The sequence below is a fragment of the Williamsia sp. Y721 genome (assembly GCF_059683565.1).
Window position 1 is genome coordinate 41,017 of the sequence record NZ_JCASNH010000002.1, and the last position, 16,522, is coordinate 57,538.

At 62.6% G+C, this 16,522-nt stretch carries 15 protein-coding genes; 5 read left to right on the forward strand and 10 right to left on the reverse strand.

The features are described from left to right. Positions 1 to 426: 426 nt before the first annotated feature. From AC56PL_RS08820 to AC56PL_RS08850, 7 genes are all read right to left on the reverse strand, one after another. A complete protein-coding gene (locus tag AC56PL_RS08820; RefSeq protein ID WP_495513345.1) occupies positions 427 to 906 on the reverse strand; it encodes a hypothetical protein in 480 nt (159 codons plus the stop codon). Between the two features lie 515 nt (positions 907 to 1,421). Beyond that, positions 1,422 to 2,111, reverse strand: coding sequence for a response regulator (locus AC56PL_RS08825; protein ID WP_497153621.1), 690 nt, complete (start codon positions 2,109 to 2,111; stop codon positions 1,422 to 1,424). Beyond that, the gene (locus tag AC56PL_RS08830; RefSeq protein ID WP_497153622.1) at positions 2,104 to 4,638 is read right to left on the reverse strand and encodes a DUF4118 domain-containing protein; all 2,535 of its coding nucleotides are present in this window, start codon (positions 4,636 to 4,638) and stop codon (positions 2,104 to 2,106) included. The genes AC56PL_RS08825 and AC56PL_RS08830 overlap by 8 nt, the downstream gene beginning before the upstream one ends. Before the next feature lie 10 nt (positions 4,639 to 4,648). Next, a complete protein-coding gene (locus AC56PL_RS08835; protein WP_497153623.1) occupies positions 4,649 to 5,275 on the reverse strand; it encodes a potassium-transporting ATPase subunit C in 627 nt (208 codons plus the stop codon). Positions 5,276 to 5,281: 6 nt separating this feature from the next. Then, positions 5,282 to 7,387 carry a potassium-transporting ATPase subunit KdpB gene (gene kdpB / locus AC56PL_RS08840; protein WP_497153624.1) on the reverse strand — a complete coding sequence of 702 codons (2,106 nt, stop codon included), beginning with the start codon at positions 7,385 to 7,387 and terminating at the stop codon, positions 5,282 to 5,284. Then, positions 7,384 to 9,069, reverse strand: a complete 1,686-nt coding sequence (gene kdpA, locus AC56PL_RS08845; RefSeq protein WP_495513350.1) for a potassium-transporting ATPase subunit KdpA — start codon at positions 9,067 to 9,069, stop codon at positions 7,384 to 7,386. The genes kdpB and kdpA overlap by 4 nt, the downstream gene beginning before the upstream one ends. Positions 9,070 to 9,072: 3 nt before the next feature. Then, positions 9,073 to 9,213: a potassium-transporting ATPase subunit F gene (locus AC56PL_RS08850; RefSeq protein WP_495513351.1), complete on the reverse strand. Its 141-nt coding sequence runs from the start codon at positions 9,211 to 9,213 to the stop codon at positions 9,073 to 9,075. A gap of 353 nt (positions 9,214 to 9,566) precedes the next feature. Between AC56PL_RS08850 and AC56PL_RS08855 the strand changes: the two genes are divergently transcribed. After that, a complete protein-coding gene (locus AC56PL_RS08855; protein WP_495513352.1) occupies positions 9,567 to 9,779 on the forward strand; it encodes a hypothetical protein in 213 nt (70 codons plus the stop codon). 12 nt (positions 9,780 to 9,791) lie between these two features. Here the strand turns inward: AC56PL_RS08855 and AC56PL_RS08860 are convergent, their stop codons facing one another. Both AC56PL_RS08860 and AC56PL_RS08865 read right to left on the reverse strand, forming a co-directional pair. Then, positions 9,792 to 10,412, reverse strand: a complete 621-nt coding sequence (locus tag AC56PL_RS08860; protein WP_495513353.1) for a TetR family transcriptional regulator — start codon at positions 10,410 to 10,412, stop codon at positions 9,792 to 9,794. Between the two features lie 164 nt (positions 10,413 to 10,576). Then, entirely contained in the window at positions 10,577 to 11,293 is a 717-nt protein-coding gene (locus AC56PL_RS08865; RefSeq protein ID WP_495513354.1) for an enoyl-CoA hydratase-related protein, read from the reverse strand. A 149-nt stretch (positions 11,294 to 11,442) separates the two neighbouring features. Here AC56PL_RS08865 and AC56PL_RS08870 point away from each other — a divergent pair, with 149 nt between their 5' ends. The 4 genes from AC56PL_RS08870 to AC56PL_RS08885 are packed head-to-tail and all read left to right on the forward strand — an operon-like array spanning position 11,443 to position 16,111. Next, positions 11,443 to 12,978: an AMP-binding protein gene (locus AC56PL_RS08870; RefSeq protein ID WP_497153625.1), complete on the forward strand. Its 1,536-nt coding sequence runs from the start codon at positions 11,443 to 11,445 to the stop codon at positions 12,976 to 12,978. Positions 12,979 to 13,016: 38 nt separating this feature from the next. Continuing rightward, positions 13,017 to 14,195, forward strand: a complete 1,179-nt coding sequence (locus AC56PL_RS08875; protein WP_495513356.1) for an amidohydrolase family protein — start codon at positions 13,017 to 13,019, stop codon at positions 14,193 to 14,195. Then, on the forward strand, positions 14,192 to 15,622 hold the full coding sequence (locus tag AC56PL_RS08880) for a FadD3 family acyl-CoA ligase (protein ID WP_495513357.1): 1,431 nt from the start codon (positions 14,192 to 14,194) through the stop codon (positions 15,620 to 15,622). The genes AC56PL_RS08875 and AC56PL_RS08880 overlap by 4 nt, the downstream gene beginning before the upstream one ends. Before the next feature lie 51 nt (positions 15,623 to 15,673). Beyond that, positions 15,674 to 16,111: a hypothetical protein gene (locus tag AC56PL_RS08885; RefSeq protein ID WP_497153626.1), complete on the forward strand. Its 438-nt coding sequence runs from the start codon at positions 15,674 to 15,676 to the stop codon at positions 16,109 to 16,111. 55 nt (positions 16,112 to 16,166) lie between these two features. Here AC56PL_RS08885 and AC56PL_RS08890 read toward each other — a convergent pair whose 3' ends face one another. Next, entirely contained in the window at positions 16,167 to 16,484 is a 318-nt protein-coding gene (locus tag AC56PL_RS08890; protein ID WP_495513359.1) for an ArsR/SmtB family transcription factor, read from the reverse strand. Between the last annotated feature and the right edge of the window lie 38 nt (positions 16,485 to 16,522).

Below are 16,522 nucleotides of genomic sequence, written 5' to 3' on the forward strand. Positions count from 1 at the left end.
AGTCTCGACTGCACGATCAGCATCATGAGAGGTCGACCATGGCAGCCCAGGACCCACAGGAACTCCGCACGACGGAGGTCTCTTCGGAAGATGCCGCAAACGAGGTGTTGGCGCCCGCGACACCCGGAGCAGAGACACTGGGCTCTCCGGACGCCCCATCCGACGCATCCGGTGGTTCAACCGGAACTGACGACGAAGTACTGGCCCCTGCAACTCCCGGGGCAGAGGTCCTAGGCGTCGACGCGGATACCGCAGGGCCACAAGCCAACTAGGTCTCTGCGACAGCTACGATCCGGACGAAGACGGGGGCATCATGCCCCCGTCTTCGCGCGTACTGAATCTCTGGTGCCGAACAAGATCGGCAGCGTCCGGTCATGTCATCTGAAGTACCCGGCGACCGGCGTTGGGCAAGGCCTCTCGATGAAATCAGTTGCGTTGCGCCGCCGTTGCCAGAATCGCCTGGCGTTTGGCCTGGTACGCGCGGATGGCAGGCGCGTTCTGGATCAGCACGGAGTCGGAACAGGTCATCAGCCACATGTCGGCCAATACAAGTCGGTGCAGCGCCACACTCAGGGTCAGAACGCCGTCGTCGAGACTCCGGACGAGTTCCGGCAACCAGCGGCCGGGATCAGTGGTCAGCGATCCGTCGAGGCGGGTCGCCGTCTGCAGGCACCACTCGACGAGGTCTTGGAACCGGGAGCGCGCCAACATACGAAGGGCCTCGTCGATGTATGCGTCTTCCAGACCCTCGTCGCGGACGAGGTCTTCGAGGAGGTCATTGGCGAGCGTATCTCCACACGAGTACAGCCACGCTGCACACCAGTACACGCCGTCGGCACATTCGACGTCCTGCCAGCGCCGAAGAGTGGCAAGGAGCGTTGTTGTCTCAGGTCCTGATTGCTGCACAGCGCTCGCCCGCTCTCTGTAACAAAATGCCCTCGGGTTCGATAAACAGTTGAGTATCACCAAGCCGACCGGCCACCACCATTGTCCACCCTTCCACTAGAGCACTTCGATCCTAAACACATAATGGACGGCTTCGCCCGGCAACAACTGAAATCCGGCACGGAACTACACAACTGAATTGCCAAACCGGTCATTCCAAGTAAAACTCCCACAAGGGAAATATCTTTGGCAAACCGGCGGCCTCGAGCGGGTCAAGAAGTATTGTGACACCACCACTGACCTGCGCTGTAGTACAAACATGCGAACTTTCGGGCACACCTACTTCATCGGATTCTGTTTTCTAAGTTCACAAACAACTAACGCGGATCGTATCGAAAGCGAGCACTCGCAAAGTTTGTGATCCACAGGGTTCAAAAAAGCGATCGAGAATTAGCAACGAAGTCCACCTACCCTTTCAGGCAAGTGGACCAATGATAATTTCATTGCAATCAACAAATATTGGACGACACAACGCGCTATCGCACGAAGCGATATCCCATGCCCGCTTCTGTCAGAAGGTGCCGCGGCCGGGTGGGATCGGGTTCGAGCTTGCGCCGCAGACTGGCCAGATAAACACGCAAATAGTTTGTCTGGGTGCCATAGGACGGGCCCCAGACGTGGCTGAGTATGTCGCGCTGGCTGACGAGCTTTCCCTCGTGCCGCACAAGCATTTCGAGCACACCCCACTCCGTGGGAGTCAGGTGCACGGGCTCGCCGGCGCGCGTCACCTGTTTGGCTCGCAGGTCGACAGTGAAGGCGTCGGTCTCGACCACCGGAGCGCCGTCATCTGTGCTTACACTCCCGCGACGTACCGCTGCTCGTAGCCTGGCCAGGAATTCTTCCATCCCGAACGGTTTCGTCACGTAATCGTCGGCCCCTGCGTCGAGGGCCTGCACCTTGTCTGCCGAATCGACGCGCGCGGACAGCACGATCACCGGCACATTGGTCCAGCCTCGCAGTCCGGCCAGCACGGTGAACCCGTCGATATCAGGCAGACCGAGGTCGAGCACGATGACCTGTGGATTCGTCTGCCCGGCGGCAGTCAGCGCGCCGGCGCCGCTGGAGGCGGTGGTGACGTCGAATCCACGCGCGTTCAGGTTGATTCGGAGCGCACGCAGAATCTGCGGTTCGTCATCGACGACCAGGACCCGCACCCGCTCACTCATCGTCGCGCTCCGATGGAGGGCCGACGGGAAGTTGGAATGACATCGTCAAACCCCCACCGGGGGTGACGCCGGGGACGATCTTGCTGTCCATGGCCGCAACGAACCCCTGGGCAACCGACAGCCCGAGCCCGACGCCCACACCGTTGTCGTGATCCCCGAGTCGCTGAAATGCGGTGAAAATCTTGTCCCGATCATCAGCGGGAACACCCGGTCCGTGGTCGCATACCGAAATGGTGCACCGAGGCGGGTCATCGGCAGTGAGCCGGGCTCGAACCTGAACCGGACTCGACTGGCCGCTGTGACGCAGGGCGTTGTCGATGAGGTTGGCGAGAACCCGCTCCAACAGGCCCGGATCCGCGTAGACGAGGATGTGTTCGACATCGAGTTCGATGCGATTCGCGCCTGCCGGGTCAAGCCGCGATATCCCGACCGTCGCCCCGCTCACCACCTCGGTCAGGTAGACCATCTGTAGGTCGGGGCGGACGACACCCGCCGCCAACCGCGACGAGTCGAGCAGATTGCCCACCAGCGCGGTCAGATGATCGGTCGACTCCTCGATCGTGGCGAGCAATTCTGCGGTGTCCTCGGGGGAGAATGTGACGTCGGTACCCCGCAGACTCGACGCCGCCGCCTTGACCGCGGCCAGCGGGGTACGCAAATCGTGGCTCACCGCCGACAACAGCGCCCTGCGCAATTGATCGGTTTCCGCGAGTGCGCGTGCTTCGGACGCCTCGGCAGCCAGTTCACGGCGCTCCACGATCCCCGCCGCCTGCGTGGCGACCGCCGACAGCACCTTGCGTTCTCGTCCTCCGAGTTTCGGTCCCTTCAGCAGCATCTCGAACTCACCGCCCGGAACCGAACACACGGTGTCGGCCTCGGACGACTCCGTCGGCGGGTCATCACCGACCGCCCCCTCGACGGTGTTCGGGTCACGACCACCCCGACGCACCACCGACACCGCCTCCTGGTCGTATGTCTCCCGGACGCGTTGCAGCAGCCCCTCGAGGCCCTCGCCACTGAGGACGGCTCCGGCGAATGTTGCCAGGAGTTCGGCATCGCGGCTGGCACGTTGTGCCTGCGTCCGCCGCACCGTCGCCGAATCGACCAGGGCCGCAACAGCGATGGCAATCATCAACATCACGATGATGGTGATGAGATTCTCTGGCTCGTTGATGGTGAACGTGTGCCGGGGGGTGGTGAAGAAGTAGTTGAGCAGCAACCCGGACAGGAGCGCCGACAGTACCGCCGGCCCGATGCCACCGAGCATCGAGACCGCCAATATCACCACGAAGAACAGCGCCGATTCGCCGGCGATCCCCAACCATTCGTCCAGCAGCGCAAGGAAAGCCGCGGCCACGCAGGGAACCACCGCTGCGGCGAGCCAGCTCAGTGGGCGATGAAATCTGGTCTGCCTGATGTCCAGCGGGTTCCGTGCCGTGGCCTCTTCGTGAGTGACCATGTGCACGTCGATCTTCCCTGAGTTCCGGACCACCGTGGCACCGACACCCTCGTCGAAGATCCGCTTCCACCGCGGGCGCCGCGACGTTCCCAGCACGAGCTGCGTGGCGTTGATGCCGCGGGCGAACTCGAGCAACGCGACCGGAACGTCGTCCCCGACGATCGTGTGGATCTGTGCACCAAACCCTTTGGCGATCTCGGTCAGTTTGATGATGTCGACAGCCGTCGGGTCGGCCAGTCCGTCGGCCCGCACGATGTGTACGACAACCAGTTCAGCACTTGATCTCGAAGCGATCCGGCTCGCCCGACGCAACAACGTCGCCGATTCGGGGCCACCGGTCAGCGCCACCACCACTCGCTCGCGCGCCTCCCACGTCGCGGTGATGTCGTGTGCGGCACGGTATGCCGCCAGGTTGTCGTCGACCTGGTCGGCCAACCAGAGCAGCGCCAGCTCACGGAGTGCGGTGAGGTTTCCCTGCCGGAAGTAGTTGGCGAGCGCGCCGCCGACCCGGTCGCCGGGATAGACCTTGCCCGCAGCCAGTCGTTGTCGCAGCGCCTGCGGAGCGATGTCGACGAGTTCGATCTCATCGGCTTTGCGGACGACATCATCGGGAACCGTCTCGCGCTGCACGATGCCCGTGATCTCATGGACAACGTCGTTGAGACTCTCCAGATGCTGGATGTTGATCGTGGACAGCACGTCGATCCCGGCGTCACGCAGCTTGTCGATGTCCTGCCACCGCTTGGTATTTCGCGAACCGGGAACGTTGGTGTGGGCGAACTCGTCGACCAGCGCCACCTGTGGACGGCGCTCCAACACGGCGTCGAGGTCCATTTCTTCCAGGACCGTGCCGCGATACTCGACCTTCTGACGGGGGATGATCTCGAGGCCGTCGGTCATGGCCGCGGTGACCGAGCGCCCATGCGACTCGACCACCGCGACCACCACATCCACACCTTCGCCGACCAGCGCGTGGGCTTGCGCCAACATCTCGTACGTCTTGCCCACACCAGGTGCGCATCCGAGGAATACCTCGAGTCGTCCCCTGGTCTCTTTGCCGGCAGTCACTGCAGCGATCTTAGTCGCAGGCCGGAGCGGTCAGCCCCAGGTCGATGTTGACACCGAGAACGTTGACGGTCGGCTCGCCAAGGAATCCCAGCTGGCGATCGTTGGTGTTATCGGCGACCACCCGCTCGACCTCATCCACAGACTTCCCGTTCTCACGGGCCACCCGCGGTATCTGGAGCTGTGCGTAGGCCTCACTGATGTGCGGATCCAGACTCGATCCCGATCCGGTGACGGCGTCGACAGGCACCTGCGCCGGTCCGACGTTCTCCCTGGCGGCGATGATCTGCCTGCGCTCGTCGATCCATCCCGCGAGCTTGGCGCTGCCAGGTCCCTGGTTACTGGCAGCCGAGGCGGCCGGGTCGCCGGGTGCCATCGGGTCGTCAGCAGATCCCAGCACGCGGGCATGTAGGAACTTGTCGGGTTGGCCCTCCTCGACCTGCGGGTCGATTCCGATCAGACTCGACCCCACCACACAACCGTTGCTGTCCTCCACTTTTGAGCCCTCCGCGGAGGTCGAGGTGACTCTTGAAATCCCCCACACCACGGTGGGATAGGCGACGCCGAGGATCACCGTCATCGCCGCGAGCACCGCGACGGCAACCACACACTGCCGTATCCATGTCGACACAGAGTTCATGTTCAACTACCCCATTCCCGGGAGAAAGCGGACCACCAGGTCGATCAGCCAAATTCCGATGAACGGCGTGACCACACCACCGAGTCCGTAGATCAACAGGTTGCGGCCCAGCAACTTCGACGCCGAGCTGGGCCGGTAACGAACACCCCGCAACGACAACGGGATCAACGCCACGATGATCAGCGCATTGAAGATCACCGCCGAGGTGATGGCCGACTGCGCCGAATGCAAGCCCATGATGTTGAGCTTGTCGAGCTGCGGATAGATGCCGGTGAACAGGGCGGGCAGGATGGCGAAGTACTTCGCCAGATCGTTGGCAAGCGAGAACGTCGTGAGCGCCCCTCTGGTGATCAACAGCTGCTTGCCGATGGCCACCACGTCGATCAATTTGGTCGGATCCGAATCCAGATCCACCATGTTGCCCGCCTCTTTTGCTGCCGACGTACCGGTGTTCATCGCCAGACCGACATCGGCCTGTGCCAGTGCGGGTGCGTCGTTGGTGCCGTCACCGGTCATCGCGACCAGTCGCCCGCCGGCCTGTTCCTTACGGATCAGTGCCAGTTTGTCCTCGGGAGTCGCCTCGGCCACGAAGTCGTCGACCCCGGCCTCTGCGGCGATGGCCTTGGCGGTGAGCGGGTTGTCACCCGTGACCATCACGGTCCGGATGCCCATCGCCCGCAGCTGCGCGAAGCGCTGCGCCATACCGGGTTTCACAACGTCGGACAGGGCGATGACACCCAGGACACGCGCTTTTGTATCCCCGGCCCGCACTCCGACGACCAACGGGGTTCCACCGGCACCGGCAATGCGGTCGACTTCATCGGACACCTCGCTCGGCGGTACACCGCCGTTGTCGGCCACCCACCGAAGTACCGAATCAGTTGCCCCCTTGCGGATCTGACGCACACCTTCGCCGGTTCGCAGATCCATCCCGCTCATCCGGGTCTGGGCGGTGAAGGCGATGACCTCTCGAGAACCTCTGCTTTCGATATCGATCGACGCCGGATCGAGGCCGAACTCGTCTCGGCAGAGGTCGACGATGCTGCGCCCCTCTGGCGTGTCGTCAGAGAGACTCGATTGGCATGCGGCCAACGAGAGTTCCTTCGTGGTCACCCCCGGCGCGGCGACAAGCGAGGTGGCACGACGATTGCCAAAGGTGATCGTTCCGGTCTTGTCCATCAGCAGCGTGTCGATGTCGCCTGCGGCCTCCACCGCGCGGCCCGACATCGCGAGCACGTTGCGTTGCACCAACCGGTCCATACCGGCGATACCGATCGACGAGAGCAGGGCACCGATGGTCGTCGGGATCAGGCAGATCAACAACGCGATGAGCTTGACCGCATCCGGGGTCTGGCCCGCGTACTCCTGCATCGGGCCGACTGCAACCACCGCCAACAGGAAGATGATGGTCAGGCTGGACAACAAGATGTCGAGGGCGATCTCGTTGGGTGTCTTCTTGCGCGATGCCCCCTCGACCAGCGCGATCATCCGGTCCACAAACGACTCGCCGGGCGAGGTGGTGATCTTGACGATGATCTTGTCCGACAGCACAACCGTGCCACCGGTCACCGCACATCGATCGCCACCCGATTCCCGGATGACCGGGGCAGATTCGCCGGTGATCGCGGACTCATCCACTGTGGCAATACCTTCGACCACATCGCCGTCGCCCGCGATCACCTCGCCTGCCTCGACCACGATCCGATCGCCGATGACCAGTGCGCTACCGGAGATCTCGGTGATGCTCCCGTCCGCCTCGAGCCTGCGGGCCATGGTGTCCTGCTTGACCTTGCGCAGGCTTGCCGCCTGCGCCCGGCCACGGCCTTCGGCAACCGCTTCGGCCAGGTTGGCGAACAGGACCGTGAACCAGAGCCAAAACACCACCGCGAAGGAAAACCACGACGGCTGCCACAGCGCAAGAAAGGTGGTGACGATCGCGCCGATGTAGACCACGAACATCACCGGGTTGCGCGCCTGATCGCGGGGATTGAGTTTGCGCAGTGCCTGTGGCACCGAGGTGATCAGCTGCCGCGGATCAAATGCTCCGCTGCCTGCCAGATCATCGTCTGCGATGTCGACGGGTGTGGAACGCTCCGCCACCGATGCGGTCATGACAATGCCTCTGCTATTGGTCCCAGCGCCATCGCGGGGAAGAAGGTGAGCCCGGCAACAAGGAGTACGGTGCCGGTGACCAGGCCGCCGTAGAGGAGGCCATGTGTGGGAAGTGTTGCGCTACTGGATGGCCGGGGCTTTTGCGATGCCAGCAGACCTGCGAGCGCAAGAACGAAGATGATCGGCAGGAATCGGCCGAGGAGCATCGCGAAGCCCAGCGATGTCTGGAACCAGTCACTGGTCACGGTGAGGCCACCGAAGGCGCTGCCGTTGTTGTTGGCGGCAGAAGCGTAGGCGTACAACACTTCAGAGAAACCGTGGATCGACTCGGGCGAACCCGGATCGCCGCTATTGCCCTGAAATCCGGTGGTTGACGACAAGATGACCGTGATCGCGGTTCCGGTCAGTACCAGCGCAGGCATCACGAGGATCGACAAAGCCGCCATGGTGATCTCGTGCTGACCGATCTTCTTCCCGAGGAACTGTGGGGTCCGCCCGACCAGCAGGCCACCAACGAACACCGCGATGATCGCAAGTACCAGCATTCCGTACAGCCCGGTACCGACACCACCTGGTGCGACCTCACCGAGGAGCATGTTCCAGATCAGCGCGCCGCCACCGGCAGCGGAGTACGAATCGTGCGCGGAGTTCACCGCGCCCGTGGATGTTCCGGTGGTCGAGACCGCAAACAATGCCGACCCCGCCACTCCGAATCGCTGCTCTTTGCCTTCCATCATGGCGCCGGCCGCCTGCGCCGCAATACCGTTGGTACGCGATTCGAAGGCCCACACGATGGCCAACATGCCGGTCCAGATCACCGCCATCACTCCGAGAATCGTCAGACCTTGGCGACGGTCACCGACGAGGGTGCCGTAGGTACGCGTCAAACAGACCGGAATGATCAGCAGTGCAAGGACTTCGACGATGTTGCTCAGCGGCGTCGGGTTCGAGAACGGATGAGCGGAGTTGGCCGACAGCGTGCCACCTCCGTTGGTGCCGAGTTCCTTGATGGCTTCCTGCGACGCGAACGGACCGACCACACTCGAACCACTCGACCCGTCGAGACCGATGAAGTCGAAGCCGCTCTTGAACGACTGGATGGCACCCTGGGTGAGCAGAATGGTCGCGACGATGATGCTCAGCGGCAACAGGATTCGGAGCGCCGCACGGGTCATGTCGACCCAGAAGTTGCCGAGCTGGCCGTCACCCTTCTTTGCGATGATGCCGCGGATGAGTGCAACGGCAACCGCCAGCCCGACAGCTGCAGACAGGAAGTTCTGTACTGCCAGCCCGACCATCTGGGTCAGATTGCTCATCACCACTTCGGGTGAGAAGGACTGCCAGTTGGTATTGGCGACGAAGGAGATCGCGGTGTTGAAAGCCATCGCGGGTGAGACGGAATCACGGCCGTCGCTCCAGGGCAGGACACCTTGCAGTCGTTGCAGCAGGTAGAGGAACACGATGCCGACGAAAGAAAACGCGATCAACGCGGTGGCGTAGCCGGTCCACGTCTGGGAACGCTTGGGATCGATCCTGGCGATCTTGTAGATGAATCGTTCAGGCGCCCAATCGCGGGCGCCGGAGAACACCCGGGCCATGTAGTCGCCGAGGGGCACATATGCCGCCGCGAGTACGAAGACCACCACCCCGACCTGGAACGCGGCGGCCAAAGAGGAGTTCACGCCTTAGAACCTTTCGGGAAAGATGAGGGCGGCAAAGAGGTACAGCACGACGATCACGGCGAGGATCAGCAACACGACATTGGTTGCTCCGTCGGCGGTCACCGGCGTGTTCTCGCAGCGACGGTGCGTAGAACCAGCGCGCATATGAGAAACCCGCCGCCGATCGCCAGCAGGAAACAGAGATCTGACACGACCACTCCTGGAGAGATGCCGGGCTACTCCATCGAGCCCGGCGTGTGTCCTGAGCATGCGCCGACCAAAGGGCCATCGAACCCACCGTTGACGACCTTCATACGCCCGCATTCACGATCTTTACGCGATCTTTGCGCGGGGGGATTCGGGCGTAATCGAAGCCGTTAATACAACTCGTGTATTCAGATATCGCAATGCCGAATGAGCAGTTCAGCAACTCCGATGTACCAACAGCGGGAATCTACTGATCTAATGTATGCATGCGAAATAGACAATCGACTGCTGCTGATAAGGATGCTCCCGAAGTGTCCAAGGCACTCAGCGTTGGAGCGCAGGTCAACGTCACCACAGACGACAACACTCGCGAAGGCACCATCGTCGAGGACTTCGGCATTCTCCCCGAGGCCACGGTCGATCTCGGTGACGGACTCAAGGTCAGCCCGAAGCGCTTCGCTGTGTTGTTGAACGACGGAAGTCTTGTGTTCGTCGACGACGACAGCCTCGAGGCACTCGCGTAGAACGCAGCGCCGTCAACGACGGCGCTGCAGGACCTCCTGCAGCTCAGGACTCGGTTCACCCTCGAGTTGGCGGAGATAATTCTCGACAACCTCGATCATCTCCGCGTGCCCTTCGCGGACGCCGAGAGTGTCTTCCATGACCACAACCCGCGAGATACTGGTCATCAACACGACTGCCGCCACTGCCGGCATCTGGTCGAGATCGACCCCATATCTGCGCAGCACTTCCTCGATACCGGCGCTTGCCTCGCTGCGGAACTGTTCAGAGATCCGTACGATCTCGGCTCGAAGTTCTTTGCGATGGTTCGACAATGCGATGAATTCCATCGTGAATGTCGCACCGGCCGGATCGGTACTGAACACCCATAGCGCCCACAACGGCTGCTCGGATTTGAGCGCTAAAGCCTGTACCTCGAGGCCCTGCTCGGCCCGACGCCGGAACAGTTCCAGGAACAGCTCGTCCATGGTGCGGAAGTAGTAGTGCACCAACTGAGGTTTGAGGCCCGCTTCGTCGGCCACCCGCCGCGAACTCACTGCGGCGTAGCCGTTCTCCAACATCAGACGCTCTGCGGCAGCAAGCAGCACCGCACGATTCTTTGCGTCCGGGGCGCCCAGTCTGCGGGGCGATGCCATCGGGTTCGACCTCCGCATCATTGACAGCAGCCATTTGGCTCACGACATGTTAGCGCGCCGTTGTCCACAATATCGACGGATGCTGTGCAAATGCCTAGCACCGGTCGGTACAGAAACGCGAAATGGCCGCCCGGACAACCGGACGGCCATTTCGAACAGACGTGTCAGCGCTTGCGGTTCATGACCCGATCGGCGGCTGCCCAGTGCTCGTCGGCAACCCACAGGCGTGCGAACGCCGCAACCGCCTCATCGGGGGTTGCGCCGCCGATGACGCGCTTGATGTCACCCGACGAATTGTTGGCCAACGACCTGGCCACGGTCTTCCAGCCCTCATCGAACGACGCCCTTGGCAGCACCCGGTCGACCAGTCCGATCCGCTCGGCCTCGGCGGCACCGAGAAGTGCTCCACCCCCGGCGAGCAGCAGGGCCCGACTCTTACCGACCAGCTGCGCGAGTCGCTCTGCGCCACCCCAGGCCGGCATGATCGCCAGCGTCACCTGGTTGAAGCCGATCCTGATGTCGTCGGCAGCGATACGGATATCGGCGGCAACGGCAACCTCGGCTCCACCGCCGAGTGCGTGCCCGTTCAGCGCCGCGACAACCGGTGCCGGGAACGCGGCGATCTGATCGCAGATCCCGCGCATCCGCCAGGCCATCGCCTCGGCCTCTTCGATGGTCCGCAGGGCGCTCAGTTGTTTCAGGTCTCCGCCGGAGACGAACGCTTTGTCGCCACCACCCTTGATGACCAGGGCCTGAGCCCCTTTCGCCTCATCGAGAGCCGTCTCGAGCTGATCCATGGTTTCTGGCGCAATCGCGTTGCGGGCCTGCGGGCGATCGATCGTGATGACCGCCAGACCTTCGTTGAGTTCAAGTTCAACCATGGGAGATTCTCCATCAATGAGATTGGCATTCTTCAGTTGTGAGAATATCATCACCAACGTCGGCCGTTGATCGCCTCACCCGGCCGACCGCGCCCCCGGCCGTCGTTCGGTACCCGGACTCGGATCAGAGCTGTATTGGAGTTGTCGACATGCGAACCATCCCCGCCGACCTGGTGGCCAGATACGAGCAGCAGGGGTGGTGGACCGACGAGACAATCGGAGAACTGCTCGCAGCGGGGCTCGCTTCCGCACCCGATGTCGAGTTCCGGATCCATTCGGCGATCCGACCGTGGACGGGGACCTTCGCCGATGTCGAGCTGGTTGCCCGACGACTTGCCGCCGGTTTGCGGGACCGTGGCGTGGGACCGGGTGACGTCGTCGCATTCCAACTCCCCAACTGGATGGAAGCCGCGGCAACATTCTGGGCATCGTCGTTCCTCGGCGCCACGGTGGTTCCGATTGTCCACTTTTATGGGCGCAAAGAGGTCGGCTACATCCTCGGCGCGATCAAGCCCAAGGTGTTCATCGCCGCAGAGAAGTTCGGTCGTCTCGAGTTCTCCCCCGAGCTCAGTGCCGACGTGCCGATCGTCGGGGTGGTTGGCCGGGACTTCGACGACCTCCTTGCCGAGGACCCGATGCGCGGGATCATCGAGACAGACGCCGCGCTACCTGCACTGATCGCCTTCACATCAGGCACCACCAGCTCACCCAAGGGCGTGATCCACAGCCATCGCACCCTTGGTTTCGAGACCCGGCAGCTCGGTGCGTGGTATCCGCCCGATCGCGGCAGCCAGCTCACCGCCGCGCCGGTCGGCCACTTCATCGGGATGGTCAACGCCTTCCTAATCCCGGTCCTCGACGGCAGTCCGATCAACCTCACCGACGCGTGGGACCCCGTGCAGGCGATGGACCTGATGAAGACAGAAGGCCTGACCGTCGGCGGCGGCGCCACCTACTTCGTGACCAGCCTGATCGACCACCCCGACTTCACCGACGAGTACCTGCCCTTCATGAAATACGCCGGATTGGGCGGGTCGTCGGTACCGGCGGCGGTCACCACGCGACTCGAGGACCTCGGCATCACCGTCTTCCGCTCATACGGGAGCACCGAGCACCCGTCCATTGTCGGCTCGATGTACAACGCCCCCATCGACAAGCGCCTGTTCACCGACGGAAATGTCTTGCCTGGCGCCGAGATCCGGCTCGGCGACGACGGGGAGATCTTCAGTCGCGGACCCGATCTCTGCATCGGCTACACCGATCCGGACCTGACCGAACGCAGTTTCGACGAAAACGGTTGGTACCGCACCGGTGACGTCGGGGTGATCGACGAAGACGGCTACCTGACGATCACAGATCGCAAGGCCGACTTCATCATTCGCGGCGGGGAGAACATCAGCGCCCTGGAGGTCGAGGAAGTGCTGATGGGTATGCCTGCAGTTGCCGAGGCGGTGGTGGTCGCCGCCCCCGATGCCCGGCTCGGCGAGCACGCCGCCGGGGTCCTTCGACTCAAATCGGGCCATTCCATGCCAACGATGGACGAAGTCCGCGCACACTGCGATCAGATCGGCCTGGCCAAGCAGAAGTGGCCCGAGGAGTTGCATCAGGCCGACGATTTTCCTCGCACCGCCAGCGGAAAAGTTCAAAAGTTTCAGGTGCGCACGGATATTGCGACATCCAGATAAAGAGAATATGGTTCTCACAAGAGGAAATGGAGGATCTCATGCCCGAAGCATTGCCGTATCCGCTGTTCGACGCGGACAACCACCTGTACGAGACCCAGGAGGCGCTGACCAAGTTCCTTCCGGAGAAGTACAAAAATGCGATCCAGTACGTCCAGGTCAACGGCCGGACAAAGATCGCCATCCGTGGACAGATCAGTGAATACATCCCCAACCCGACGTTCGACGTCGTCGCACGTCCGGGTGCCATGGAGGACTACTTCAAGAACGGCAACCCCGAAGGCAAGAGCAAGCGCGAGATCTTCGGCAAGCCGATCAAGTCGCCTGCCGCGTTCCGCGAGCCGGCCGCACGTCTGGAGCTGATGGACGAGCTGCAGATCGACCGCACGCTCATGTTCCCGACGCTCGCCAGCCTCATCGAAGAGCGCATGCGTGACAACCCGGAACTGATTCACGCCGTGGTCCACTCGCTCAACCAGTGGCTGTACGAGACCTGGGGTTTCAACTACCAGGACCGCATCTTCACCGTCCCGGTGATCAGCCTGCCGATCGTCGACAAGGCCATCGAAGAGCTCGAGTGGTGTGTCGAGCGCGGCGCCAAGGCCATTCTGGTCCGTCCCGCTCCGGTCCCCGGATACAAGGGCCCGCGGTCGTTCGCCCTTCCCGAGTTCGACCCCTTCTGGAAGCGTGTTGTCGAGCTCGACGTGCTGGTCACCCAGCATTCGTCGGACAGCGGCTACGCCCGCTACAACCAGGATTGGGAAGGCACCTCGGACGAGATGCTCCCGTTCGTGACCAACGCCTTCCGCATGGTCAGCGAATGGCGCCCGATCCAGGACACCGTTGCCTCGTGGGTTTGCCACGGCGCCCTGTTCCGGTTCCCGGAGCTGCGCATCGCGGTCATCGAGAACGGTGCCAGCTGGTTGCCGCACGTGCTGCAGACCCTTGCGGACGTGTACAAGAAGGCTCCTGAGGGCTTCGGCATGCAGGATCCGGTGGCTGCGATCAAGAAGAGCATCCACGTCAGCCCCTTCTGGGAAGAAGACTTCAGCAAGCTCACCGCCCTCATCGGCGCCGAGCGCGTGCTGTTCGGGTCCGACTACCCGCATCCCGAGGGCCTGGCCGAACCGACCACGTACATCAACCACATCCAGCACCTGCCCCTCGAGGATCAGAAGCTGGTCATGGGCGGAAACATGGCGAGGTTGCTCAAGGTATGACATGGGAGACCATCCCGCAGATGGTCCTCTCCGTCGGCGATCGCTTCGGTGACAACGAAGCGATCGTCGACGGACCGCTCCGGCTGACTTTCCGTCAACTCACACAACGGGTTCGGAAGGCAGCCGGAGCTTTTGCATCAGCGGGCATCGACAAAGGCGACCGGGTCGCCATCTGGGCACCCAACTCGGCGGAGTGGGTCATCGCCGTTTTCGGACTGCTGACCGCCGGCGGCGTACTGGTGCCGGTCAACACCCGCTACAAGGCCGATGAGGCGGACGACATCGTCCGACGCAGCGGCGCCAAGCTGCTGCTGGTGCAGCAGGGCTTCCTCGGGGTGCAGTACGGCGGGCCCGAAGGCGTTCCGGTCATCGACCTCAAGTCCGATTTCCTCTCCAGCGGTGAGCCTTTCGAGCGTGAGGTGAGCGGCGACGACATCGCCGACATCATGTACACCTCGGGTACCACCGGACGCCCCAAGGGCGTCATGATGAACCACCGGCAGACACTGCGGCTGTTCTCCGAGTGGTGCGACCTCGCCGACCTGCGCGAAGGTGACCGCTACCTCGTCGTCAACCCCTTCTTCCACATGTTCGGCTACAAGGCAGGCATGATCGCGTCGATGATCCGTGGCGCCACCATCTTTCCCGTGCCGGTTCTCGACGTCGATGCGGTATTGGATCTCGTTGAGCGCGAGAAGATCACGATGCTTCCCGGTCCCCCGACGCTTTACCAGTCGCTGCTTGCGGCCAACGACGGTAGCCGCGACCTGTCCTCACTGCGGGCCGCTGTCACCGGATCGGCCGACATCCCCGTCGAACTGATCCGCCGGATCAAGAATGACCTCCCCTTCGAGACCATCATGACCGGCTACGGGCTGAGCGAGGGCGGCACAGCGACCGCATCACGGGCGGGCGACACCTTCGAACAGATCGCCACCACCGTCGGAACACCCTGCGATGGAATCGAATTGCGCATCGCCGACGACAGTGAAGTCCTGATCCGCGGGTACAACGTGATGCAGGGTTACCTCGACGATCCGGCGGCGACCGCCGAAGCCATCGATTCCGACGGATGGCTTCACACCGGAGATCTCGGAAGCCTCGACGATGGCGGCCGACTGCGCATCATCGGCCGTAAGAAGGACATGTTCATCGTCGGAGGCTTCAACGCCTATCCCGCCGAGATCGAAGGCTTCCTCCTCGAACATCCGGCGGTCGCACAGGTCGCGGTCATCGGTGTGGCCGATGACCGGCTCGGCGAGGTCTGTAAGGCGTTCGTCGTTGCCAAAGAGGCTGTGTCCGAGGCCGATCTGATCTCGTGGAGTCGCGAGCGCATGGCAGGCTTCAAGGTCCCGCGGTCGATCGAGTTCCTGACCGAGCTACCCACCAACGCAACCGGCAAGGTTGTGAAGGACCTTCTGCGATGACGTCCGGGTCGCTACTCTGACCTGACACGCCCCCATCGCAAGGACCGCCCGATGGACACAGATCTGCCTTTGATCGACGAACACCGGTTGCCCATTGACGCACCCGTGTCGACAGCCTGGGAAGCACTGACTGCCTGGATTGCCCGCACACAACTCGGCACCAACACCCGGTTCGCGCATCTGGTGGGTACCGATCCGCGGCGTGCTTCGGGCACGATCCCCGATGTCGGCGCCACGATCCCCGGATTCGCGGTGACCGAATCCGTACCGGGCGACCACATCACGCTGGCCGGTCGCCACCGCTTCTCCCGCTATCTATTGCGCTTCACGGTGAGCGGCGACGCGGATGGCTCAGTGGTCAGCGCCCGCTCCTATGCGACATTTCCTGGAGTGCTCGGCTGGGGCTATCGACGGTTCGTCATCAGCTCCGGAGCACACGGACTGATCGTCAAACGCATGCTCAGACAGATCCGAAGCGGCATCGAGTAACACTTGCCGGACTCCCGTCGAGCGTGCAATCGGACTGTTGACCGCGCGGAAGTACTCACAACCCCTGCTCGATGAACGCGGCAAGCCTCGCGATCTGTTGCTCGTTACGCTTGTAGTGCGTCCATTGGCCGATCCGTGTAGTGGTCACCAGATCAGCCGCATGGAGTGCGGCCATGTACTGCGACGCCGTGGACTGCGATACCTTCGCTCTCGCCTGAATGTGCTTGAGGCACACGCCGATCTCCTCGGCAGGCGCGAGCTGAGGGGGAAAGCTACCCGGGTCCTTCAGCCACTGCAGGATCTGCACACGCGCGGGATTCGACAGCGCCTTGAACGCTGAATCCCATGCCGTACCCGTCGATGCTTCATCCACATGGAACAGCCTACCGTTAGATCGCAATATCCCGATAC

Excerpts from the sequence above, each read along its gene's own strand:
- AC56PL_RS08875 (WP_495513356.1), top strand. The coding sequence starts at position 13,017 with ATGCCCGAAGCATTGCCGTATCCGCTGTTCGACGCGGACAACCACCTG.
- AC56PL_RS08825 (WP_497153621.1), bottom strand. The coding sequence starts at position 2,111 with ATGAGTGAGCGGGTGCGGGTCCTGGTCGTCGATGACGAACCGCAGATT.
- AC56PL_RS08860 (WP_495513353.1), bottom strand. The coding sequence starts at position 10,412 with ATGGCATCGCCCCGCAGACTGGGCGCCCCGGACGCAAAGAATCGTGCG.
- AC56PL_RS08880 (WP_495513357.1), top strand. The coding sequence starts at position 14,192 with ATGACATGGGAGACCATCCCGCAGATGGTCCTCTCCGTCGGCGATCGC.
- AC56PL_RS08885 (WP_497153626.1), top strand. The coding sequence starts at position 15,674 with ATGGACACAGATCTGCCTTTGATCGACGAACACCGGTTGCCCATTGAC.
- AC56PL_RS08870 (WP_497153625.1), top strand. The coding sequence starts at position 11,443 with ATGCGAACCATCCCCGCCGACCTGGTGGCCAGATACGAGCAGCAGGGG.
- AC56PL_RS08850 (WP_495513351.1), bottom strand. The coding sequence starts at position 9,213 with ATGCGCGCTGGTTCTACGCACCGTCGCTGCGAGAACACGCCGGTGACC.
- kdpB (WP_497153624.1), bottom strand. The coding sequence starts at position 7,387 with ATGACCGCATCGGTGGCGGAGCGTTCCACACCCGTCGACATCGCAGAC.
- AC56PL_RS08865 (WP_495513354.1), bottom strand. The coding sequence starts at position 11,293 with ATGGTTGAACTTGAACTCAACGAAGGTCTGGCGGTCATCACGATCGAT.
- AC56PL_RS08835 (WP_497153623.1), bottom strand. The coding sequence starts at position 5,275 with ATGAACTCTGTGTCGACATGGATACGGCAGTGTGTGGTTGCCGTCGCG.